The 21288-nt window shown below is 69.5% G+C and carries 29 protein-coding genes; 16 read left to right on the forward strand and 13 right to left on the reverse strand.

All coding sequences use genetic code 11. The annotated features are described in order from the left end of the window. Nucleotides 1-90 precede the first annotated feature (90 nt). Nucleotides 91-681: a biotin transporter BioY gene (locus ACLJRM_RS42480; protein ID WP_410666272.1), complete on the reverse strand. Its 591-nt coding sequence runs from the start codon at nucleotides 679-681 to the stop codon at nucleotides 91-93. 153 nt (nucleotides 682-834) lie between these two features. Here ACLJRM_RS42480 and ACLJRM_RS42485 point away from each other — a divergent pair, with 153 nt between their 5' ends. Next, nucleotides 835-1500 carry a choice-of-anchor P family protein gene (locus ACLJRM_RS42485; protein ID WP_101610193.1) on the forward strand — a complete coding sequence of 222 codons (666 nt, stop codon included), beginning with the start codon at nucleotides 835-837 and terminating at the stop codon, nucleotides 1498-1500. Between the two features lie 9 nt (nucleotides 1501-1509). Here the strand turns inward: ACLJRM_RS42485 and ACLJRM_RS42490 are convergent, their stop codons facing one another. The 3 genes from ACLJRM_RS42490 to ACLJRM_RS42500 are packed head-to-tail and all read right to left on the reverse strand — an operon-like array spanning nucleotide 1510 to nucleotide 4060. Then, nucleotides 1510-2163 (reverse strand): bifunctional 4-hydroxy-2-oxoglutarate aldolase/2-dehydro-3-deoxy-phosphogluconate aldolase, encoded by a 654-nt coding sequence (locus tag ACLJRM_RS42490; protein ID WP_101610192.1) that lies wholly within the window; start codon nucleotides 2161-2163, stop codon nucleotides 1510-1512. Further along, nucleotides 2160-2735: an isochorismatase family protein gene (locus ACLJRM_RS42495; RefSeq protein WP_101610191.1), complete on the reverse strand. Its 576-nt coding sequence runs from the start codon at nucleotides 2733-2735 to the stop codon at nucleotides 2160-2162. The genes ACLJRM_RS42490 and ACLJRM_RS42495 overlap by 4 nt, the downstream gene beginning before the upstream one ends. A gap of 20 nt (nucleotides 2736-2755) precedes the next feature. Continuing rightward, the gene (locus tag ACLJRM_RS42500) at nucleotides 2756-4060 is read right to left on the reverse strand and encodes a nicotinate phosphoribosyltransferase (RefSeq protein ID WP_101610190.1); all 1305 of its coding nucleotides are present in this window, start codon (nucleotides 4058-4060) and stop codon (nucleotides 2756-2758) included. Between the two features lie 74 nt (nucleotides 4061-4134). Between ACLJRM_RS42500 and clpS the strand changes: the two genes are divergently transcribed. From clpS to ACLJRM_RS42545, 9 genes are all read left to right on the forward strand, one after another. Beyond that, nucleotides 4135-4434, forward strand: a complete 300-nt coding sequence (gene clpS, locus ACLJRM_RS42505; RefSeq protein ID WP_101610189.1) for an ATP-dependent Clp protease adapter ClpS — start codon at nucleotides 4135-4137, stop codon at nucleotides 4432-4434. Beyond that, the gene (locus tag ACLJRM_RS42510; RefSeq protein ID WP_005165656.1) at nucleotides 4431-4988 is read left to right on the forward strand and encodes a DUF2017 domain-containing protein; all 558 of its coding nucleotides are present in this window, start codon (nucleotides 4431-4433) and stop codon (nucleotides 4986-4988) included. The genes clpS and ACLJRM_RS42510 overlap by 4 nt, the downstream gene beginning before the upstream one ends. Next, nucleotides 4985-5977 (forward strand): P1 family peptidase, encoded by a 993-nt coding sequence (locus ACLJRM_RS42515; RefSeq protein ID WP_101610187.1) that lies wholly within the window; start codon nucleotides 4985-4987, stop codon nucleotides 5975-5977. The genes ACLJRM_RS42510 and ACLJRM_RS42515 overlap by 4 nt, the downstream gene beginning before the upstream one ends. A gap of 31 nt (nucleotides 5978-6008) precedes the next feature. After that, nucleotides 6009-6248: an ATP-dependent Clp protease adaptor ClpS gene (locus tag ACLJRM_RS42520; RefSeq protein ID WP_410666273.1), complete on the forward strand. Its 240-nt coding sequence runs from the start codon at nucleotides 6009-6011 to the stop codon at nucleotides 6246-6248. After that, on the forward strand, nucleotides 6241-6732 hold the full coding sequence (locus ACLJRM_RS42525) for a hypothetical protein (RefSeq protein WP_410666274.1): 492 nt from the start codon (nucleotides 6241-6243) through the stop codon (nucleotides 6730-6732). Before ACLJRM_RS42520 ends, ACLJRM_RS42525 begins: the two co-directional genes overlap by 8 nt. 55 nt (nucleotides 6733-6787) lie before the next feature. Then, nucleotides 6788-7195, forward strand: a complete 408-nt coding sequence (locus ACLJRM_RS42530) for a Mov34/MPN/PAD-1 family protein (protein WP_101613470.1) — start codon at nucleotides 6788-6790, stop codon at nucleotides 7193-7195. A 73-nt stretch (nucleotides 7196-7268) separates the two neighbouring features. Next, a complete protein-coding gene (locus tag ACLJRM_RS42535) occupies nucleotides 7269-7541 on the forward strand; it encodes a MoaD/ThiS family protein (protein WP_034308802.1) in 273 nt (90 codons plus the stop codon). A gap of 3 nt (nucleotides 7542-7544) precedes the next feature. Next, nucleotides 7545-8495 (forward strand): PLP-dependent cysteine synthase family protein, encoded by a 951-nt coding sequence (locus ACLJRM_RS42540; RefSeq protein ID WP_410666275.1) that lies wholly within the window; start codon nucleotides 7545-7547, stop codon nucleotides 8493-8495. 89 nt (nucleotides 8496-8584) lie between these two features. Beyond that, on the forward strand, nucleotides 8585-9298 hold the full coding sequence (locus tag ACLJRM_RS42545; protein WP_410666276.1) for an aspartate/glutamate racemase family protein: 714 nt from the start codon (nucleotides 8585-8587) through the stop codon (nucleotides 9296-9298). On the opposite strand, the gene ACLJRM_RS42550 is transcribed toward ACLJRM_RS42545, so the two are convergent. Beyond that, nucleotides 9259-10131, reverse strand: coding sequence for an arylamine N-acetyltransferase family protein (locus ACLJRM_RS42550; RefSeq protein ID WP_410666277.1), 873 nt, complete (start codon nucleotides 10129-10131; stop codon nucleotides 9259-9261). The two genes, ACLJRM_RS42545 and ACLJRM_RS42550, sit on opposite strands and share 40 nt — an antisense overlap. A 91-nt stretch (nucleotides 10132-10222) precedes the next feature. Between ACLJRM_RS42550 and ACLJRM_RS42555 the strand changes: the two genes are divergently transcribed. The 5 genes from ACLJRM_RS42555 to rdgB are packed head-to-tail and all read left to right on the forward strand — an operon-like array spanning nucleotide 10223 to nucleotide 13903. Next, nucleotides 10223-10900, forward strand: a complete 678-nt coding sequence (locus ACLJRM_RS42555; RefSeq protein WP_101613469.1) for a rhomboid family intramembrane serine protease — start codon at nucleotides 10223-10225, stop codon at nucleotides 10898-10900. After that, on the forward strand, nucleotides 10897-11703 hold the full coding sequence (gene murI, locus ACLJRM_RS42560) for a glutamate racemase (protein WP_093937632.1): 807 nt from the start codon (nucleotides 10897-10899) through the stop codon (nucleotides 11701-11703). Before ACLJRM_RS42555 ends, murI begins: the two co-directional genes overlap by 4 nt. Before the next feature lie 30 nt (nucleotides 11704-11733). After that, on the forward strand, nucleotides 11734-12501 hold the full coding sequence (locus ACLJRM_RS42565) for an MBL fold metallo-hydrolase (RefSeq protein ID WP_101610182.1): 768 nt from the start codon (nucleotides 11734-11736) through the stop codon (nucleotides 12499-12501). 23 nt (nucleotides 12502-12524) lie between these two features. After that, nucleotides 12525-13301, forward strand: a complete 777-nt coding sequence (gene rph, locus ACLJRM_RS42570) for a ribonuclease PH (protein WP_410666278.1) — start codon at nucleotides 12525-12527, stop codon at nucleotides 13299-13301. After that, nucleotides 13298-13903, forward strand: a complete 606-nt coding sequence (gene rdgB, locus ACLJRM_RS42575) for an RdgB/HAM1 family non-canonical purine NTP pyrophosphatase (protein ID WP_410666279.1) — start codon at nucleotides 13298-13300, stop codon at nucleotides 13901-13903. Before rph ends, rdgB begins: the two co-directional genes overlap by 4 nt. 332 nt (nucleotides 13904-14235) lie before the next feature. On the opposite strand, the gene bcp is transcribed toward rdgB, so the two are convergent. The 3 genes from bcp to ACLJRM_RS42590 form a co-directional block, all read right to left on the reverse strand. Next, nucleotides 14236-14712 (reverse strand): thioredoxin-dependent thiol peroxidase, encoded by a 477-nt coding sequence (bcp, locus tag ACLJRM_RS42580; RefSeq protein WP_410666280.1) that lies wholly within the window; start codon nucleotides 14710-14712, stop codon nucleotides 14236-14238. A gap of 27 nt (nucleotides 14713-14739) precedes the next feature. After that, on the reverse strand, nucleotides 14740-15285 hold the full coding sequence (locus ACLJRM_RS42585) for a hypothetical protein (protein WP_101610179.1): 546 nt from the start codon (nucleotides 15283-15285) through the stop codon (nucleotides 14740-14742). Between the two features lie 200 nt (nucleotides 15286-15485). Continuing rightward, nucleotides 15486-15668 (reverse strand): hypothetical protein, encoded by a 183-nt coding sequence (locus ACLJRM_RS42590; RefSeq protein WP_101610178.1) that lies wholly within the window; start codon nucleotides 15666-15668, stop codon nucleotides 15486-15488. 130 nt (nucleotides 15669-15798) lie between these two features. Here ACLJRM_RS42590 and ACLJRM_RS42595 point away from each other — a divergent pair, with 130 nt between their 5' ends. Further along, nucleotides 15799-16758 carry a glycoside hydrolase family 25 protein gene (locus tag ACLJRM_RS42595; RefSeq protein ID WP_233222984.1) on the forward strand — a complete coding sequence of 320 codons (960 nt, stop codon included), beginning with the start codon at nucleotides 15799-15801 and terminating at the stop codon, nucleotides 16756-16758. 56 nt (nucleotides 16759-16814) lie between these two features. Here ACLJRM_RS42595 and ACLJRM_RS42600 read toward each other — a convergent pair whose 3' ends face one another. The 5 genes from ACLJRM_RS42600 to ACLJRM_RS42620 form a co-directional block, all read right to left on the reverse strand. Beyond that, nucleotides 16815-17276: a (2Fe-2S)-binding protein gene (locus ACLJRM_RS42600; protein WP_410666281.1), complete on the reverse strand. Its 462-nt coding sequence runs from the start codon at nucleotides 17274-17276 to the stop codon at nucleotides 16815-16817. After that, nucleotides 17273-18124, reverse strand: coding sequence for an FAD binding domain-containing protein (locus ACLJRM_RS42605; RefSeq protein ID WP_410666282.1), 852 nt, complete (start codon nucleotides 18122-18124; stop codon nucleotides 17273-17275). Before ACLJRM_RS42605 ends, ACLJRM_RS42600 begins: the two co-directional genes overlap by 4 nt. Further along, complete coding sequence (locus ACLJRM_RS42610; protein ID WP_410666283.1) at nucleotides 18121-20457, reverse strand: xanthine dehydrogenase family protein molybdopterin-binding subunit; 2337 nt, start codon at nucleotides 20455-20457, stop codon at nucleotides 18121-18123. Before ACLJRM_RS42610 ends, ACLJRM_RS42605 begins: the two co-directional genes overlap by 4 nt. A 66-nt stretch (nucleotides 20458-20523) precedes the next feature. Next, nucleotides 20524-21000 carry a DUF3237 domain-containing protein gene (locus ACLJRM_RS42615; RefSeq protein ID WP_101610174.1) on the reverse strand — a complete coding sequence of 159 codons (477 nt, stop codon included), beginning with the start codon at nucleotides 20998-21000 and terminating at the stop codon, nucleotides 20524-20526. Beyond that, nucleotides 20997-21143 (reverse strand): hypothetical protein, encoded by a 147-nt coding sequence (locus ACLJRM_RS42620; RefSeq protein WP_410666284.1) that lies wholly within the window; start codon nucleotides 21141-21143, stop codon nucleotides 20997-20999. Before ACLJRM_RS42620 ends, ACLJRM_RS42615 begins: the two co-directional genes overlap by 4 nt. Nucleotides 21144-21288: the final 145 nt, after the last annotated feature.

Genomic DNA, 21288 nt, shown 5'->3' on the forward strand with positions numbered 1-21288 from the left:
CTGAGGCCCGTGCAATGAAAGGCCCGTTACTTGCGAAATTTGCAAGTAACGGGCCTTTCATAGCAGCGCTTGGGGCAGTGAAAGGGCCGGTCACACGTCCTTGCGGAAGCGAGAGACCAGCGCCCAGGTGCCCGGAAGCAGCGCCGCCGCGACGGCGATCTTCAGCGCGTCCCCGATCAGGAACGGCACGACACCCTTCGCGAGCCCGGCCGACAGGCCGACGTCCAGCGAGGCCATCAGCCACGGCACGCCGATCGAGTAGATGGCGAGGTTGCCCAGCACCATCGTCCCCGCCATGCGCAGCGGCGTGCGGTCCCCGCCGCGGCCGGCGAGCGCGCCCACCAGCGCACCGGCGAAGACGAATCCGACGATGTAGCCGGCGCTGGGGCCGAACAGGCCCGAAGAGCCGTCCTGGAACCAGCCGAAGCCGGCCGCGCCGACGGCGAGGTACAGCGCCATCGACAGCGCGCCGCGCTTCCAGCCGAGCGCGGCGCCGACCAGCAGGGCGGCGAACGTCTGGCCGGTCATCGGCACCGGCGAGCCGGGCACCGGGATCATGAGCTGCGCGGCCGCACCGGTCAGGGCGGCACCACCGGCGACCAGGACCGCGTCACGGACCAGAGCGCCGGGAACGAGGTCGGCGAGAACCGGACGGTGGCCGGCCACAGACAGCGAAGACACTCAGACCTCCTATGAGTACACGAATGTGAACCGAGGTTAACGCCAGACGGCGGGCCGCGGACCGAATGTCGGCCACCTCACGGTCATCGTCCGTCCACTCGTCCGGGTGGCGTGGACCTGCGCCGGTCAGGCTCTTGGTGAAGGCTGCCGGACATGAAGAAACTCGGTTCGAGGCTGTTGTCGGTGACGATGCTGACCGGGGCGCTGGTGACGGGGGTCCCGGCGATCGCGTCGGCCGACGCGGCACCCGCGACGGCGTCGGCGTCGGTCGGTTCGCTCGACGTGGAGATCGGCGACGAGCACGTCGTCACCGGCGATCTCGCGCCGTGCGACGTCGACGGGCCGCTGACCGGGAAGACCCAGGGCGGGTCGACCGGCGATTTCGCCCGGTTCGGCGGCGGTGACTCGAACTGCGGCCGGACCGGCGCGGTGGCCGTCGCCGAGGCGTCCGGACGGCGGTTCGAAACCAGCCTGCTCAAGCGCTTCGGCGGTCCGGTGATCAAGGTCCGCACGTTCATGGCGAAGTGCAGCACCACCAAGGACGGCAGCCTCGGCTACATCGAGTTCGGCGACGTCACCGGGTTCACGCTGCCGGAGAACATCCCGCAGAACTACCGGCTGACCATCGCCGGCGGCAAGGGCGGGACGGCGCTGGCGTCGCTCACGGTCAACGAGACCGTCACGCCGACGCCGCCCGACGGGAGCCTCGTGACGCACATGCTGCACATCAAGCTGTTCCCGCAGGGCGGCGGACCGGCGAAGGGCGACATCTACCTCGGCACCGCGCGCTGCGACCCCTACGGCAAGAAGAAGCCCTGACCCTCGCGTTTAAGTGCGCGAGACGTACTTCGCGGCCGCGGCGACGAACTCGCCCGCCCTGGTCGCGAGGTCCGTCAGCGATCCGCCGGAGGTGAGCGCGTCGCCGAGCAGCGGAGTGGCCGCGGCGACGGCGATCGAACCCGACTCGAGGTACTTCGCGACGTCGGCGAGGTGCACGCCGCCGGTCGGCACGAGCGGGATGTCCGGCATCGGCGCCCGGATCGCCCGCAGGTAGGCGACCCCGCCGACGGCGGCGACCGGGAACACCTTCACCGCCGCCGCGCCGAGGCGCCAGGCCTGGTCGATCTCGGTCGGGGTCAGCGCGCCGCAGACCACCGGCAGCCCGCGTTCGTGCGCGCGCTCCAGTACCAGCGGGTTCACCGTCGGAGTGACCAGGAACGTCGCGCCCGCGTCCGCCGCGATGTCCACATCGGACGGTTCACGCACGCTCCCGGCGCCGACGTGCGCGTCGTCGCCGAGCTTCTTGCGGATGACGGCGATGGCTTCCGGGGCGCCCGGCGTGGTCAACGCCGCTTCGAGCACCCGCACGCCCGCCGCGTGCAACACCGTGGCGGCGTCGGCGAAGCGGTTCGCGTTGTCGGCTCGCAGGATCGCGATGAGCCGGTTTTCGATCAGGGTGTCCTGCAGGTGGTGCTGGATCATGCGGTCGGGACCGGCGCCTTCCCGGTGTAGGTCACGCCGGCCTCGTCGAAGTCCTTGAGCGCCGCGTCGACCGTCGGCTGCGAACCGCCGACGGTGAGGTCCAGCAGCACTCGCACGGTGAAGCCCGCCTTCGCCGCGTCGAGCGCTGTCGCGCGCACGCAGAAGTCGGTCGCGATGCCGACGACGTCGACCTCGGTGACGTCGTGCTCCTTCAGCCAGGCGTCGAGCGTCTTGCCGTCACGCGCGTTGCCCTCGAAGCCCGAGTACGCGGCGGTGTACTCGCCCTTGGAGAAGACCTCGCTGACCGGGACCACGTCGAGCGCCGGGTGGAACGACGCGCCGGAGGTGCCCGCGACACAGTGCCGCGGCCAGCTGTCCTTGAAGTCCGGCGTCTCGCTGAAGTGGTCGCCCGGGTCGATGTGGTAATCGCGGGTGGCGACGACGTGCGCGTAGCCGCCCTCGGCGGCCTGCTTGGAGATCGCTTCGGCGGCGGCGGCGCCACCGGGCAGGCCGAGCGACCCGCCTTCGCAGAAGTCGTTCTGCACATCGACCACGATCAAGGCGGTCCCCATGTGTTGCTCCTGAGTTCTCTCTAGACGAATACGGTCGGGATGGCGGGCTCGCCGTGCGAAAGCTTGAGGCCTTCCCACGGCAGGCTCACCAAAGCCCGTCGCAGCCGCTGGCGCGCGTCGTCCAGCGTGGGCAAATCATCCACCGTCCGGCCGTCCCGGACCAGCGGTATCTGCAATTCGTGGTCGTCCGGTCCCCGTTCCGGTGCCGTCGAGGCGGCGGTCCAGATCACCTCTTCGACGGCGGTGCCGGTGCCGCGGTGCCGCCGCAGCGCGGATTTCCGGCCGCCGCGGGACTCCTTGTGCGCGCTGCGCTTGGCGACCGGCCTGCCGTCGACCTCGACGAGTTTGTAGACCATCCCGGCGGTCGGCGCGCCGGAACCGGTGACGACCGAGGTGCCGACGCCGTACGCGTCGACGGGTTCCGCCCGCAGCGCCGCGATGGCGTGTTCGTCGAGATCGCCGGACACCACGATGCGGGTGTCCTTGGCACCGAGGGCGTCGAGCTGCTCGCGGGCCTTGCGGGCCAGCGGGCCGACGTCGCCCGAGTCGATGCGGATCGCGCCGAGCTCGGTCCCGGCCACCCGGACGGCCGTCTCGATGCCCTTGGTGATGTCGTAGGTGTCCACCAGGAGGGTGGTGTCGGTGCCCATCTTGTCCACCTGCGCGCGGAAGGCCTCTTCCTCGCTGTCGTGCAGCAACATGAACGCGTGCGCGACGGTGCCCCGCGTCGGGATGCCGTAGCGGCGGCCCGCTTCGAGGTTGGACGTCGTGGCGAAACCGGCGAGGTACGCGGCCCGCGCGGCGGCGACGGCGGCCCACTCGTGCGTGCGGCGCCCGCCCATCTCGATGATCGGCCTGCCGTGCGCGGCGCCCGACATCCGCGCCGCCGCGGACGCGATCGCGCTGTCGTGGTTGAGGATCGAGAGGATCAGCGTCTCCAGCACGACGGCGTCGCCGAAGGAGCCGGTGACGGTCAGGATCGGGGAGCCGGGGAAGTAGAGCTCACCCTCGGCGTAGCCGTCGATGTTCCCCGAGAAGGAGTACTCCGAGAGCCACGAAAGGGTGGCGTCGTCGACGACGGCGGTCGCTTCCAGCTGGCTCAGCTCGGCATCGGTGAACCGGAAGTCCGCGATCGAGTCGAGGACCCGGCCGGTGCCCGCGACGACGCCGTAGCGGCGGCCGTCGGGGAGACGACGTGCGAAGACCTCGAAGACACACGGCCTGTCCGCGGTCCCGTCGGCCAGCGCGCTGGCCAGCATGGTCAGCTCGTAGTGGTCGGTGAGCAACGCGGTGCCGGCGCCAGTGGCCGCCTCGGGGGAACCCATGGTGCCAGCCTATTCACTCACATGGCCGGACCTGCCAACCCGTACCGGGTTGGGCCCGTGACACCATGGAGTGCATGTCCACGCCTGTCGCATCCGAGCAGACGCAGGTTGATCCACAGGGAGTAGAAGTCGTCTCTGAGGACAATCCCTGGCGGACGGTCGTCTGGAACGATCCGGTGAACCTCATGTCGTACGTGACGTACGTGTTCCAGAAGCTGTTCGGTTACAGCCGGGACCACGCGACGAAGCTGATGCTCGACGTGCACCAGAAGGGCAAGGCGATCGTGTCCTCCGGTTCCAAGGAGAAGGTGGAGATCGACGTCGCGAAACTGCACGCGGCCGGCCTCTGGGCGACGATGGAGCAGACTTCATGAACGGATGGCGCCGCAAAGGCGAGACCATCGTCGCCGGGTTCGAGCAGCAGGAGGCCGCGGTCCTGCGCGGTCTGGTCAGCCAGCTGGAGGACATGCTCACCGCGCGCGCCGAGGAGGCGCCGCAGGACGAGCTGGCCGAGCTGACCGGGATCCGCACCGGCCCGACGGAGTCGCCGGACGATCCGGTGCTCTCCCGGCTGTTGCCGGACTTCCACAAGCTGGACCCGGACAACCCGACCCGCGAGGACATCGACTCGGCCGCCGCGATGCGGTCGCTCCACGAGCCCGACCTCCTGGACAAGAAGGTCGGCGTCGCCAAGATCGTGCTGGACACCCTGCCGCGGGACGGCGGGAACGTGCGGCTGACCTTCGAACAGGCCGACGCGTGGCTCGGCGCGCTCAACGACGTCCGGCTGGCGCTGGGCACCGCGCTCGACGTCACCGAGGACATGCCCGACGAGCTTCCCGAGGACGATCCCCGCGCGCCGCATCTCGGCGTCTACCACTGGCTGACCTGGGTGCAGGAGACCCTCATCCAGTCGCTGACATCGTGATCACCGACGTTCCCGGCGTGCTGGTCGGGCACCACGAGCGGGTCGGTGACGGCTGGGCGACCGGGACGACGGTCGTGCTGGTCCCCGGCGGTGCCGTCGGGGCCGTCGACCAGCGCGGTGGCGCGCCCGGCACGCGGGAGACCAATCTGCTGGAGCCGGAGAACCTGGTCCAGCACGTCAACGCGATCTGCCTGTCCGGCGGGAGCGCGTACGGGCTGGCCGCGGCGGACGGCGTCATGCGCTGGCTCGCCGAGCGGAACCTGGGGATACCGGTCGGGACGCGACCGCACGAGGTGGTGCCGATCGTCCCCGCGGCGGTGCTGTTCGACCTGCCTCGTAGCGACTGGGGAAACCGCCCGGACGCCTCCTTCGGCTACGCCGCCTGTGAAGCGGCCGTGGCCGGTCCGGTGCCGCTGGGGACCGTCGGCGCGGGCGCCGGGGCGAAGGCGGGATCACTCAAAGGTGGGATCGGCACGGCCTCGGAGCGGGTCGGGGAGTTCACCGTCGGCGTCGTCGCCGCGGTGAACGCCGCCGGAGAGGCCGTCGATCTCTCGACCGGCCGTGCGTTCGCGGCGGATCACGAGGTCGACGGCGAGTTCGGCGTCCGCTGGCCCGAGAGGCCCGGCGACGTCGAGGCGAAGGCGGCGGGGCTCAACACGACCATCGGCGTGGTCGCGGTCGACGCGGCACTGTCCAAGGCGGAGGCGCGACGGCTCGCGGTGGCCGCGCAGGACGGTCTCGCCAGGGCCGTGCGGCCGGCGCACACGATGTTCGACGGCGACACGGTCTTCGCGCTGGCGACCGGCGACCGGGAGCTTCCCGGCGGCGCGGGCCCGGTCGCGGCGACCCGGCGCGCGGCCGTGCTGGACACGCTCTGCTCGGCGGCCGCGCGGGCGTTCGGGCGGGCGATGGTGCACGGCGTGCTGAACGCCACTTCCGCCGGAGGCATGCGCGCCTACCGCGACGTCTGGCCCGAAGCCCTCGCGTAACGCGGAGGTGCCGTCCGTTGATCAAGTCGGCATGCACGCTGGGGGCTCGTGGATCATCGAGATCCACAACGACAACATCAACACCTACGGCGGTGTCACGCTGGTGCTGACCGACGTGCTCGGCTACACCACCGAGACCGCGTACCGGGTCGCCGGTGACATCGACCGCCGCGGCAAGGTCGAGCTGGCTCCGGGGCCGTGGGCGGAAGCGGAGAAGCTGGTCGCGGCGCTGCAAGTGCGTGGCCTTCGCGCGAGGCTCCGGCATGCGTGACGGGGCGAGCGCGGTCCGGGAGGGTGACGGCGTCCGGCTCGACCTGACGGAGAACGTGGCCGAAGTGCTGCGAGGGATCCTGGTCGAGTTCGGCCAGGCCCTGGAGTCTGGGGCCGAGGACGTCCGGGACGACAGGTTGTTCCCCGACGCCTACCGCAAGAAGGGCGACAGCGAAGGCTTCCGAGAGCGTCACGGCGCGGAGATGCGCGCGGAAGTGCGGGCCACGCTCGCCAGGATCCTCGGCCGGTGGCCGGGCGGGGCGAGTCTGGTCCTCGACCGGGCCGGGGTCGCCGACCTACGGCTCGTGCTCGTCCACGCGCAGGTCAGGTACCTGCGCCGCCCTAGGTGGAAGGCCCATCCGCCGAACGACTTCGTGGCCAGGCGAGACCGCGATGTGAAGTCCGCCTGGCTCGCCTCGCTCGAGAACCTGATCACGACCGCGATCCTCGACGACCCGGCGGCTCCGGGCGTCCACACGCTCTGAGTGGTGGCAATCTCAGAGTGTGGATAGGCCGCGTCCAGCACCTAAGATGTGCGATGTGCTCCGGATCCGCCGTGAACTCGTCGACGAGATCGTCGCCCATGCCCGCCGTGACCATCCCGATGAGGCGTGCGGGGTGATCGCCGGTCCCGAGGGATCGGACAGCCCCGAGCGGTACATCCCGATGCTGAACGCGGCGCGCTCGCCCACGTTCTACGAATTCGACTCGGGCGACCTGCTCAAGCTCTACCGCGAGATGGACGCCAACGACGAGGTGCCGGTGGTCATCTACCACTCGCACACCGCGACCGACGCCTATCCGTCTCGCACCGATGTCTCGTACGCCTCGGAACCCGACGCGCACTACGTGCTCGTCTCCACCAAGGACCCCGATTCGCATCAGTTCCGGTCTTACCGGATCGTGGACGGGGAGATCACCGAGGAGCCCGTCGAGATCACCGGCTGAACCCCGGCCCCGGGAATAACCCGGACCGGCCCGAACGTCTGCGTAGCAGAGAACCCACCGGAGGTAGAAAACCATGGCCGTGACCGTGTCCATCCCGACCATCCTGCGTACTCACACCGGCGGCGAGAAGTCCGTCGAGGCGAGCGGCAAGACCGTGCTCGAGGTGATCGACGACATCGAGTCCCGCCACGGCGGCCTCAAGGCCCGCCTGGTCAAGGAAGAGAAGCTGCACCGCTTCGTCAACGTCTACGTCAACGACGAGGACGTCCGCTTCTCCGGTGGCCTCGAGGCCGAGGTCAAGGACGGCGACACCCTGACCATCCTGCCCGCAGTGGCCGGAGGCTGATCCATGGCTCGCTTCGAGTCGCTGCTCGACACGCTCGGCGGCACCCCGCTGGTCGGCCTGCCCCGGCTTTCGCCCACCCACGACGTGCGGTTGTGGGCGAAGCTGGAGGACCGCAACCCGACCGGTTCGATCAAGGATCGCCCCGCGCTGGCGATGATCGAGGCCGCCGAGCGCGAGGGCAAGCTCCGGCGCGGCTCCACGATCCTGGAGCCGACGTCGGGCAACACCGGGATCTCGCTCGCCATGGCCGCGAAGCTCAAGGGCTACGGCCTGGTGTGCGTCATGCCGGAGAACACCTCCACCGAACGCAAGCAACTGCTGCAGGCGTACGGCGCGCGGATCGTCTTCTCCCCGGCCGCCGGCGGGTCCAACGAGGCCGTGCGCCGGGCGAAGGAACTGTCCGAGGCCAACCCGGACTGGGTGATGCTCTACCAGTACGGCAACCCGGCCAACGCCGAAGCGCACTACCGCGGCACCGGGCCCGAACTGCTCAAGGACCTGCCGACGCTGACGCATTTCGTCGGCGGCCTCGGCACCACCGGCACCCTGGTCGGGGTCGGGCGCTACCTGCACGAGGCGAAGCCGGACGTGCAGATCATCGCGGCCGAGCCGCGCTACGGCGAGCTCGTGTACGGCCTGCGGAACCTCGACGAGGGGTTCGTCCCGGAGCTCTACGACGCGAGCGTGCTCAACGGCCGCTTCTCCGTGGGCGCCTACGACGCGCTTCGCCGGACACGTGAGCTGCTGGAGCACGAAGGCATCTTCGCGGGGATCTCGACCGGTGCCGTGCTGCACGCGGCGCTGGCCGTCGCCGAGAAGGCCGCCGCTTCGGGGAAGCCCGCCGACGTGGCCTTCGTGGTCGCGGACGCGGGGTGGAAGTACCTCTCTACGGGCGCTTACTCCGGGTCGCTCGACGAAGCTGCCGAGAGGCTCGACGGGCAGCTCTGGGCCTGACCCCTGGCTGCAATGAAGGGGACTTTCATTGCAAATTTCGCAATGAAAGTCCCCTTCATTGCGCGCGGGGCGCTGGCACGATGGCGGGCATGAAGGTCATCGGGTTGCTGGGCGGGATGAGCTGGGAATCGTCGGCCGAGTACTACCGGCTGGTCAACGAGCGCGTCCGTGAGCTGCGCGGCGGGTACCACTCCGCGCGCACCGTGCTCTACTCCGTGGACTTCGCCGAAATCGAAGCGATGCAGGCCGAAGGACGCTGGGACGACGCCGGCCGGGAACTGAACCGAGCCGCGCGCGGCCTCGAAGCCGCCGGAGCGGACTTCGTCGTCTTGTGCACCAACACGATGCACAAGGTCGCTGACCAGCTCACCGACGGCCTCGGCATTCCGCTGCTGCATCTCGCGGACACCACGGCCACCGCGATCAAAGCCGCGAACCTCGGGCGCGTCGGGCTCCTGGGCACCGGTTTCACCATGGCCCAGCCGTTCTACCGCGAACGCCTCGCCGCGCACGGGCTCGACGTGCTCGTGCCGGACGAGGCCGATCGCGAGACGGTGCACCGGGTCATCTACGACGAGCTCGTCCACGGCGTCGTCACCGACGAGTCGCGCGAGCGGTACCGCGAGGTCATCTCGCGGATCGTCGAGGCGGGGGCGGAGGGCGTCATCTACGGCTGCACCGAGATCGAACTGCTCGTCGGCCCCGAAGACAGCCCGGTGCCCACGTTCCCCACCACCAGGCTGCACGCCGAAGCGTCCGTGGACTACGCGCTCGGCAAGATCTCGCTCCCTGCCGCCAAGTGACGTTCGTGCTGCGCGAAGGCTTGCCGCCACAGCCTGTCCTGTTCTTCACCGGTGAATCCGGCGCGCGGCACGCCGAAGACGTCCTCGATCGCCGTCCACCACTCGGCCGGTGACTCCAGCACCGTCTTGCCGCCCGGCAGACGGCTCAAAGTCAGCGCGCGCAGCGAGTCCACGCCATCGGCGTCCCGGCGTTGCAGCACGAGTGTGCGGACGAAGCCGGAATCCGCGGACGTGGACAGCTCGACGTGCTTCTCGGCGAAGTCCGGCATCACGGCCGTCTCGGGCGCGAAATCCATCCCCAGGAAGCTGCCTTGCGGATCGTGGTCGAACCGCCATCCGCCGGGGGTGACCTCCGAGGCCCGCATGCCGAACACCAGCGACCCCTGTTTGTACTCGCCTTCGAGCAGCGGGATCGGCTCGTGGATGCCGTCGCCGAGCCCCACGTCGACGAACCAGCCCGTTTCCGGTGCCTCCGCCAGCCCGGACACCGTCAGCGGCAGGTGGTTGAGATGGATCCCGGCCGGGTCGCCCGGCATCTGCGCCCCACCCGGATGCCGCGTGACCTGGTAGCCGAGCGCCGTCAGCAGGGCGGAGAACGCGCCGTTGAGGTGATAGCAGTAGCCACCGCGACCGGCGGCGATCCGGCCGAACGACACCGCCGGATCCAGCGACGTCACCCGGCCCAGCTGGACTTCGAAATCTTCGTACGGCACCCGTTCCACATGGGCCGCGTGCAGCCGGAAAAGCGCGCCGAGGCCCGGCGGCTCGTGCTCGAGGCCGAGTCGCGCGAGGTAGACCGGCACGTCGACGTGCTCGGAAGAAGGCATCCCCATGCGAGCGACCGTAGTACCCCCTACCGACAATTCAGGGTTCTCACGGAGGCGATCTCGCCGATCCCCGTCGTAGCCTGGGGAGGTGACCACTTTGCCTTCCCAGCCGGTCCCGGCGAGCGAGTCGTCCGGTACTGACCCGGCCAAACGCGTCCTGCCGCCGAACCCGAAGGCCGCCGTGATCGTGGCGCTGGCCTTCACCGCGCTGCTCTACCTGGTCGAGCTGGTCGACGTCGTGCTGCCCGCCGACCTCGACCAGAGCGGCGGCATCGTCGCCCGTGAAGTCTCCGATCTCGACGGCGTGCTCTGGGCGCCGTTGCTGCATTCCGGCTGGGGACACCTGTTCTCCAACACCGTCCCGGTGCTGGTGTTCGCCTTCCTCGCGATGGCGGCGGGCATCGGCCGGTGGGTGCTGGTGACCGCGATCATCTGGGTGCTGTCGGGTCTCGGCGTCTGGCTGATCGCGCCGAGTGGCACGGTGACCGTGGGAGCGTCCGGCGTCGCCTTCGGATGGCTCGCGTTCCTGCTGGTCAGGGGCATCTTCAACCGTTCTGCCGGGCAAATTCTGGTCGCCGTCCTGCTGCTGGGCATCTGGAGCGGAATGCTCTGGGGACTGCTGCCGGGCGATCCGAACGTCTCGTGGCAGGGCCACCTGTTCGGCGCGCTGTCCGGGATCTTCGCGGCCTGGGTGGTGGCGAGGATGGACAAGACGCGAGCCAGGCAGGCCTCTTCAAACGGGACTCCCGGCGGTGCCGGTAACCTCGCCGGGTGACCAAGCCGAGCGCCGACGCCCCGATCGGCGTCTTCGATTCCGGAGTGGGCGGGCTCACCGTCGCCAGGGCGATCCTGGAGCAGTTGCCCGGTGAGCAGTTGCGCTACGTCGGCGACACCGCCCGCAACCCGTACGGTCCGCTTCCCATCGCGACGGCGCGCCAGTACGCGCTCGAGGCCTTGGACGACATCGTCGAGGGCGGGGTGAAGGCGCTGGTCATCGCCTGCAACACCGCCTCCGCCGCTTGTCTGCGCGATGCGAGGGAGCGCTACGACGTCCCCGTGGTCGAGGTCGTCCTCCCGGCCGCGCGCAGGGCCGTCTCGGCCACGCGTTCCGGCCGGATCGGCGTCATCGGCACCGAAGGTACCGTCCGGTCCCGCGCCTACGACGACGCCTTCAACGCCGCTCAGGACGTCGAGATCACCAGCGTCGCGTGCCCGCGGTTCGTGGACTTCGTCGAACGCGGGATCACCACCGGGCGCCAGGTGCTCGGGCTCGCACAGGGTTACCTGGAACCACTGCTGGACGCACAGGTCGACACCCTCGTCATGGGCTGCACTCACTACCCGTTGCTGTCCGGGGTGCTGCAGATCGTCATGGGTCAGGACGTCACGCTGGTGTCCAGCGCCGAAGAGACCGCGCGTGACCTCGTGCGCGTCCTCACCGAGGACGATCTCCTCGCCGAGCGCGACACCCCGCCGCGGCACGAGTTCGTCGCCACCGGATCCGCCGAGCCGTTCACCAGACTCGCTCAGCGGTTCATGGGTTTCGCTCCGGGTGTGCTGGCTCCCACCAGTGCGTAAAATCGCCGATTCCGTGCTTAAGGTGTCACAGTGCGTCTCACGATCCTCGGCTGCTCAGGCAGCATCCCCGGGCCCAACGCCGCCGCGTCCGGCTATCTGATCGAGGCGGACGGGTTCGTCCTGGGGCTCGAACTCGGCAACGGGACACTCGCCAGGCTGCAGGCCTTGCGCGACCCGTTCGATCTGGACGCGCTGATCCTTTCGCATCTCCACCCCGACCACTGCGCCGACGTCAGCGCGCTCACCGTGCTGCGGCGCTACCACCCCGCGCCGCCGTATCCGGCGAGGCCGCGCAGGCTGCCGGTGTACGGGCCGTCGGACGTGCACGAGCGGCTCGCCCTTGCTTACGCGGCGAACGAGGAGGAGCGGGCGATCACCGATCTGTCCGACGTCTTCGCCTTCGACGCCCTGCGGACCGAGCCCATGCGGATCGGGCCGTTCGAGGTCACCGCGGTCCCGGTCGACCACCCGACCCCGGCGTTCGGGCTGAGGTTCGCGCACGGCGGCAAGACCCTCGCCTACACCGGGGACACCGGCGTCTGCGACACCTTGACCGATCTGGCCGCCGGCGTCGACGTCCTGCTGTCCGAAGCGTCCTGGACCGACTCGCCCGACCGGCCGGCCGGCGTCCACCTGTCCGGCAAGGAAGCGGGAGAACTGGGGCGCAAGGCGGGGGTGGGGCGGCTGCTGCTCACCCACGTCGCGCCCTGGACCGACCGTGAGGCCGTCCTCGCCGAGGCGGCCGTCGCGTTCCCCGCCGCCGAGCTGGTCGAGCAGGGCGCCGTCTACGACATCTGACGCGGGGTTCTAGAGTGACGGCCGTGGCGAGAAAAGACGGCAGGAACGACGACCAGCTTCGCGACATCAAGATCACCCGTGGCTTCCAGCGGTGGCCCGCGGGTTCGGTGATGATCGAGTTCGGCGACACCCGGTTGCTGTGCGCGGCGAGCGTCACCGAAGGCGTCCCCCGCTGGCGGGCCGGTTCCGGCCTCGGCTGGGTCACCGCCGAGTACGCGATGCTGCCGTCGGCGACCAACACCCGTAGCGACCGCGAATCCATCAAGGGCCGCGTCGGCGGCCGTACCCACGAGATCTCCCGGCTGATCGGCCGGTCCCTGCGCGCCTGCATCGACCTGGCGGCGCTGGGGGAGAACACGATCGTCATCGACTGCGACGTCATCCAGGCCGACGGCGGCACCCGCACGGCCGCGGTGACCGGCGGCTACGTCGCGCTCGCCGACGCCGTCACCTGGCTCGGCGCCGCGGGCCGCCTCGCCGACCCGCAGCCGCTTTCGTCCTCGGTGGCCGCGGTGAGCGTGGGCGTCGTCGACGGCCGCGTGCGCCTCGACCTGCCCTACGAGGAGGACTCGCGCGCGGAGGTCGACATGAACGTCGTCGCCACCGACGCGGGCACCATGATCGAGGTGCAGGGCACCGGTGAGGGCGCCACCTTCGCGCGGTCCACTTTGGACACCATGCTGGACATGGCGCTCGCGGGCTGCGAGGAGCTGACCCGCCTGCAGACCGAGGCGCTCGCGCTGCCGTACCCCGGCGAGCTGCCCGAGCCGCGGCCGGACAAGAAGAAGGGCGCGAAGTGACCAAGCTGCTTTTGGCCACCCGCAACGCGAAGAAGCTCGGCGAACTCCGGCGCATCCTGGTGGCGGAAGGGATCGAGGGCGTCGAGGTCATCGGCCTCGCCGACGTCCCCGAGTTCCCCGAAGCACCCGAAACCGCCCCGGACTTCGAGGGCAACGCGCTCGCGAAGGCGCAGGACGCGGCCGCCGCGACCGGCCTCCCCGCGATCGCCGACGACTCCGGCATCGCCATCGACGCGCTCAACGGCATGCCGGGTGTGCTCTCGGCGCGCTGGTCGGGCAAGCACGGCGACGACGAGTCGAACCTGGACCTCGTGCTGGCGCAACTGTCCGACACCCCCGACGAGCGCATGGGCGCGGCGTTCGTCTGCGCGGCGGCGCTGGTCGTCCCCGGGGGCGACGAGACCGTGGTGCGCGGGGAATGGCGCGGCACGCTGATCCGGGAACGCCGTGGTACCAACGGATTCGGCTACGACCCGATCTTCGTGCCGGAAGGTGGCACGCGGACCTCGGCGGAGCTGGACCCGTCCGAAAAGGACGGCGCTTCGCATCGAGGGAAGGCTCTGCGGGCGCTGGTGGGAGAGCTGCGGAAGCTGGCCGGTTGAGTTCTCGTGAGTGGTAGGGACGGTTAGAACGGACCGGGTATTTGCCTACCCACACCTGACCAGCGCACATGCGAAGTGGCAGCGGCGGCATGGTCGAGCGTGAAGGAATCGGGACGTCGAGTGTCCCAAATCCTTCATCGTCGAGGTGTATTCCGGTTCTCTTGGGCCACTCCCCGTACCCGTCGAGCGGGGAGGATTCCGGACGTTGAACGTCCCCAATCCTCCCCGCTCGCCCACATCGGCAACCAGAACAAGCCCACCGAGATGGCATCGGGATCCAGTGGGCAGGCAAACGCGGGTCCGCCAGAACCGCCCTTACCACTCACGAGGCTTTACGCCGCCAGCGAGAGGTCCCGCAGAAGCTTCGCGACGTGCCCCGTGGCGCGCACGTTGTACTGCGCCACCGCGATCTTGCCGTCCGCGTCGACGACGAACGTCGAGCGGATGACGCCTTCGTAGACCTTGCCGTAGTTCTTCTTCTCGCCGAAGGCGCTGTACGCCTTGAGGGTGGTCTTCTCCGTGTCGGAGAGCAGCGGGAAGGTCAGCCCTTCCGCTTCGACGAACTTCGCGAGCTTCGCGGGCTTGTCCGGCGAGATCCCGAGCACCTGGTAACCGGCGTCGTTGAGCTGCGCGAGGCTGTCCCGGAAGTCGCAGGCCTGCTTCGTGCAGCCCGGCGTGCCGGCGCTCGGGTAGAAGTACACGACGACCGACTTGCCGCGGAAGTCGCTGAGCTTGACGTCGTTGCCCTCGCTGTCGGGGAGGGTGAAGTCGGGCGCTTTGTCGCCGGGGGAGAGTCGCTGCTCGGTCATGACGCACACGGTAGCGAATCGGCGGCGTCAGACCTTTCCGCAGTACTTCGCGGCGACGGGTTCCGAGGGGCTCGGCCGCACCTGCAGGCGCAGCTTCACCGGCTTGTCCGGAACGGCGAACGCCAGGTTCAGGTGGACCGACCGGCCGGGCGCCACGTCCTTGCCCGCGTCCGCGATGCCGTTGTAGCCCTGCACCGCGTCGACGACCTGTTTGACCGACGAGCTTTCGCCGTCGACCTCACCGGTCACGGACAGGCCGGAAAGCCGGTAGGTCCCGTCGCCCGCGTTCGTCACCTCGATGCCGAAGGCCACCGCGCGCGGGCTCTGCGGGTACGCCGACGCGCTGGGTCGGAAAACCTTCGGCGCGGACACGGAGATCGTGACCCCGCTCGCGAACCGGTGCGGGGCGCCGAACGCGAGGTCGCCTTCCGCGTGCGTCGCGGCCAGTCCTTGCGCCGGGGCGTCCGCGCCGAGCACGGCTGCCCCCTTTTCCGGTGCCGGGACCCCGCACGCGGCCGCCAGCGTCAGCGCACAGGCGGCGATCAAGAACTTCGGGGTGCGCGGGGGCGCCATGTGCGGTTACTCCAGTCGGCGGTGCGGGTGGGCCGTTCGAGGTAGTCATTAGTGCCGAAGAGTCCAGAGTGACTGGCTTCTTCAGCTGAGAGGAGCGGCACGGCCGGGTTGAAGCGCACCTGGTGTACAGCCGTGGCCGATCCGTGATCGGAAGGGTACGGCTAGTGACAGTCGTCACCTCGGTGGCACACCTGGAGGGGTCAAACGGCGAAGGCGAAGAACAGGATGAAGATCGCCAGACCGGACACCCACGCCACGATCAACCAGCCGAAATCGCGCATCGGGTCGACCGCGCGGCTCTCCTCGCCCGGGACGTAGACGCCGCGCTCTTCGAACCAGTCCACCCACCGGGTCATCCAGCGAAAGGGGCTTCGAGACGCCATGGCCGTCACAGTACGGGCACGGGTGATCGGAGTCGGCCAGGGAGGGGCCGCCCAAAAGGGCGAATCGGACGTACGAGTAATCGCCCACTAGGCCCTTTTGTCCAACAGGTTCACCCGTCAGGCTGTAAAGATGGCGCTGGGAATCGATATCTACAGCCGCTTCCAATCCGTTACTAACTGGCAGGCCGTCAAGAACCACGGCGTGACGTTCGTCTTCGTCAAGCTCACCGATGGCGGTGGTTTGCCGAACGGCGGCCGTCACACCGGCGGGGCGCTCGTGGCCGGAGCGAGATCCGTGGGGATTCCGGTGGGCGGCTACCACTTCGCTCAGGCGAGTCCGTCGCCGGAAGCGCAAGCCGACTTGTTCATCGCCGAGGTCCGGAAACTCGGCGCGACGGGCTGCGTTCCGATGCTCGATCTGGAGGACAACCCGCCGGGTTCCGGGGCACCGAACATCCCCGACGGCCGCAAGCGAGACTTCTCGATCAGGTTCTGCAATCGCGTGGCGGGGCACGGGTTCCGCCCCGGTATCTACATGAACAACTCGCTCGCCAAGATGCTGCGCCCCGACCAGTTCGGCGTGCCGGACCTGGTGATCTGGATCGCGCGCTACGGCGCCAAACCCGACGCCGCCGCCGGCCGCTACGACGTGCACCAGTACTCGGACGCCGGTCAGGTCCCCGGCATCCGCGCGAGCAGTGTCGACCTCAACGAGTCCTACACGAACGCCCACTTGACCGGCGGCGGCGCCGCCCCGAAGCGGAAGGCGACGACAGAACTCATGGAACGCAGGACCATTCCGGCCAGCCCGGCCACCACGTCCGTGCGGCTGCTGCTCTCCGGCAGCGAGACGGCCGCGATCATCGTCCGCCCGCGGATCGACGGCGACGGCGTCACCGACTCACCCGTCTGGCAGGGCAACATCTTCGCCTGGGGCAGCGACAAGGTCGGTGTCGGCGGGAATCCCTTGCAGGCGCCCGGATTCAACCCGAAGACGGTGTCGCACCGGCGGTACGCCCTGCCGGGCGCGGTCTGGGTCGACTACGAGTACAGCTCGAACGTGGAGTTCGAGATCGACATCGTCGGCTGACGGCAGAAGGTCCGTGAAGGCCCCTTTCCCTGCTCTCGGCATAGGGAAAGGGGCCTTCACGGACGTTTGGCCGCGTCCCGGATGGCGTCCACGATGAACTGGTAACCCGTGCACCGGCACAGGTTCCCCGAGATCCCCTGCCGGATCTCGGCGTCCGTCGGGTCCGGATTCTCCTTGAGCAGCTCCACCGCCGTCGCCAGCATCCCGGACGTGCAGAAACCGCACTGCAGCCCGTGGTGCTTCCGGAACGATTCCTGCAGCGGATGCAGTTCGCCGTTCTCGGCCAGCCCCTCGACGGTGACGATCTCCGCGCCGTCCACCTGGACCGCCAGCAGGCAGCACGATCGCGCGCTCGCGCCGTCGAGGGTGATCGTGCACGAGCCGCAGACGCCGTGTTCGCAACCGACGTGCACCCCGGTGAAGCCCAGGTCGTGGCGCAGGAAGTCGGCGAGTGTCCGCCGCGGTTCGCAGTCGGCGCGGTAGGTCCGTCCGTTCACCGTGAGGCTGACCGTGATCATGCGCCCTCCTTCGCTCGCGTGATCGCCCGCCGGGTGAGGACCGCGGCCATCTCGCGCCGGTAGTCGGCGGGGGCGTGGAGGTCGTCGGGCGGATCCGTCGCCGCGGCGGCGAGTTCCGCGGCAAGGGCGACCACGTCGTCCGTCAGGGCGCGGCCGACGAGCGCTTCTTCGGCGACGGTGGCCCGGATCGGCGTGGGGCCCGCGCCCGCGATGGCGATCCGCGCGGTTTCGCAGACGTCGCCGGACAGCGTCACGGTGGCGAAGACGGCGACCAGCGCGAGATCCCGGCTCCGTCGGCTCAGTTGCTCGACAGCCCAGCCGCCCCGATGCGACGGCACCGAAATCCCGGTCAGCAGTTCGCCGTGGCCCAACGCCGTGCGATGCGGGCCGAGGAAGAAGTCCCGCGCGGCGATCACCCGCTCGCCCTCCGGCCCGCGCGCGGTGAATCCGGCGTCGAGCGCGACCATCACCGCGGGCAGTTCCGCGGCGGGGTCGGCGTGCGCGAGGCTGCCGCCGAGGGTGCCCCGGTTCCGGATCGCCGGGTGTCCCACGTAACCGATCGCCTCGGCGAGCAGCGGGACTTCGGACCGGACGGTTTCGGACGTTTCGAGGACCCTGTGACGGGTGAGAGCGCCGATCTCGAGCTGTCCGTTCTCCTTGCGCAGGAAGGAAAGCTCGTCGACACGGTTGATGTCGACCACCAGGGTTGGCCGTACCTGACGCAGGTTCAGCAACGGCACGAGGCTCTGCCCACCCGCCAGCACCCGCGCGTCCGGCGTGCCCGACAGTGCCTCGATGGCCTCGCCGAGCGACGCGGCCCGGAGGTACTCGAACGGCGCGGCCTTCACCGGTGTGCTCCTCGCTTGATCGCGGCCAGCAGCCGTGGCGGCGTGATGGGCAGCGACGTGATGTCGACGCCGTACTCGCGCAGCGCGTCTCCGACGGCGTGCGCGATCGCCGCGCCACCGCCGATCACGCCCGCTTCCCCCATCCCCTTGAACCCGCCCGGAACGTGTTCGGCGGGCGTCGCCATATGGGAGACGGAGAACGGCGGGATCTCGGTCGCGGTCGGCAGCAGGTACCCGGTGAACGACGTGGTCTCCAGCCGTCCGTCGGCGCCGTAGACCAGCTCCTCGTACAGCGCGCCGCCGATCGCCTGCGCCGCGCCGCCGTGCAGTTGCCCGTCCACGATCATCGGGTTGATCACGGTGCCGCAGTCGTGCGCGATCAGGTAGTCCAGCAGCGTCACCACACCGGTTTCCCGGTCGACCTCGGCGAGGACGGCGGTGCAGCCGAACGAGGTCGCGACGTTGACCGGGTCGTAGACCTCGCGCTCTTCCAGCGTCGGCGTCTCGTCTTCCGGCCAGACGCCGTTCAGCCGCCGGTACGCGGCATCGCCGATCGCGGCCAGCGTGACCTCCTTGCCCGGCACGCCCTTCACCGAAACGACACCGTCCTCAAGGGACAGATCGTCGGGGGAGACCTCCAGTATGTGGCCCGCCACCCGCAGGATTTTCGCCCGCAGCCGGGTCGACGCGTTCAGCACGGCCGCGCCGCCGACGGCCGCCCCGCGGCTCGCCGCCGTGCCGTAGCCGGTGTACGGGCAGCTGTCGGTGTCCCCCGAAACGACGGTGACATGGTCGAGCGGGACACCGAGCGTATGCGCGGCCACCTGTGCCAGCGTCGTGTGGATGCCCTGGCCGATCGCGGACAGTCCGGTGTGGACGGTCACGTGCCCGGTCGAGTCGACCCGCACGACCTCCTCGTCGAAGCCGGAATGCCCCAGGCCGGAAAGGTTGATGATCCGGCTCGGCCCGAACCCGGTCAGTTCGTTGTGGAACGAATAGCCGATGCCGACACCGTTTCCGCGGCGCTTCGCCCAGCCCGCCTCCTCGACGGCCTTCAAACAGAGATCCAGGCAGTCTTCGTAGTGTCCGCTGTCGTAGACGAACACCGGGCTCTGGTACGGAAACGCCTCCGGCGGGATGAAGTTCTTGCGCCGCACCGCGTGCGCTTCCATGCCGAGACGTTTCGCCAGCTGCTCCACCAGGTGTTCGTGCACGAAGTTCGCCTTCGGCAGGCCGTAACCACGGAACGATCCGTACGGCGACCGGTTCGTCATCACCGCGACCAGGCTCAGTTCCACGTTCGGGATGGCGTACGGCCCGGTGAGCAGCGCCGTCGTCGTCCAGCACGGGCTGGGGCCGACGGTCCCGAGCACGCCACCGAGGACGCCGTACACCGTGGCGCGCAGACCGGTGATCGTGCCGTCGTCCTTGGCCGCGAGTTCGACGTCGATCTTCTGTTCGCGCGAGTGCGCGTTGGCGACGAAGCTTTCCGCCCGGTCCTCGATGAGCTTGACCGGTTTCCCGGTACACCGGGACAGGATCGCCGCGACGACCTCCTCGGCGTAGAAGTCGAACTTGTTGCCGAAGCCGCCGCCGACGTCGGGAGTGCGCACGCGGATCCGGTCCAGGGAGAGCCCGAAGACCTCGCCGAACAGTTCGCGCGCGAGATTGGGCGCCTGCGTCGCGAGCCAGACATCGAGCCGGTCGGTGAACGGGTCCCAGGTCGCCACCACGCCGCGGGTTTCGATCGGCGTGCCCATCTGGCGCGCGAAGCGGAATGACTCGGTGAGCACGACGTCGGCCTCGGCGAACGCGGTGCTCACGTCACCCATCGGGATGGTTCCGGTGCCGGCGACGTTGCCCGGCCAGTCTTCGTAGAGCTTCGGCGCGTCGTCCGCGAGCGCCTGTTCGAGTGTGCTGACGGCCGGGAGTTCCTCGTACTCGACCTCGATCAGTTCCAGCGCGTCTTCCGCGGTCGCCCGGTCCTTCGCCGCGACGGCCGCGACGCCCTGGCCGGGATACCGCACCTTGCCGACGGCCAGCGCGTGGTTCTCGGGCACCCGCATGTCCGGCAGGTTCGACCAGATCACCGGCTGCGGTGTCTTCGTGCTCGACACGACGTCTTCGCCGGTGATCACGGCGAAGACACCGGGGTGGGCGTTCGCGGCCGTGGTGTCGACACTCAGGATCCGCGCGTGCGGATGAGGGCTGCGGAGGATCGCGGCCTCGAGCGTCCCCGGCAATCGGACGTCGTCGATGTACTGCGCCCGGCCGGTGAGCAGGCGGACGTCCTCCTGCCGGGTCACCTTCGCGCCGATCAGCCCCTCGCCCATGCGTTCACTTTTCCGCACCGATGGTGCTTCGCGCATCGTGCACACGGGTCACGGCGGAGCCTGGAGTCAGAGGATCTTCGCGACTCGGTAGGCGATCCCGCCTTCGACCGGGTAGCCCGAACCCGCGCACACGACGTCGTTCAGCCACGCGTAGCGCTCGGAGCCGGTCTCGAAGTACGGAGTCGTCCGGAAGTAGTACCGGGCCGGGTCGACCAGATGGCGGGTCGCGGGATCGGCGAGCTCGGCGCGGAGTTCGGCGGGGATCCGCCAGCGGCCGTGGTAGGTCATGTGCAGCAGCGCGTCGTCGTGGGTGCGCAGGGTCAGCCGGACGTCGAGCGCCATCGTGCCGCCGGGGCGGAACGTCGCCCAGTCACCGCCGGTCGGCAGGACCTCGCCGCGCAGCTCCGGGCCCTCGAACGTGCCGCCCGCGGCGCCGAAGAGCACCCGGCCGCCGCCGATGTTCAGCGGAGGGTGCAGATCGATGACGATGTCGAAGAGCGGCTCCGTGCGGAGTTCGCCGACGTCCTTCACCCGCGTGGTCATGAGCCGAACACCTTCCGCCGGACGGCGTCGGCCGAGACGCCCGATTGGGCGCAGAGCATGTCGGGGTGCGGCAGGTCGAGCGCCGCGGGGATGTCCTGCCTGCTCCTGGCGAGCGCCAGGGCTTGGACGAGTGCGTACGTCACGGGTCCCTCCAGTGGATCGGGAACTAAACGTACGACCGTTCGTATAGTTAGGCAAGAGTGCTTGGGTCTCGTGAGTGGTGAGGACGGTTCTAACCGTCCTCACCCCACAAGACACCGCGATCATCTTGGACGTCCCAGTCCGATT

The organism is Amycolatopsis sp. lyj-84, assembly GCF_046549075.1.
Lineage (GTDB): Bacteria > Actinomycetota > Actinomycetes > Mycobacteriales > Pseudonocardiaceae > Amycolatopsis.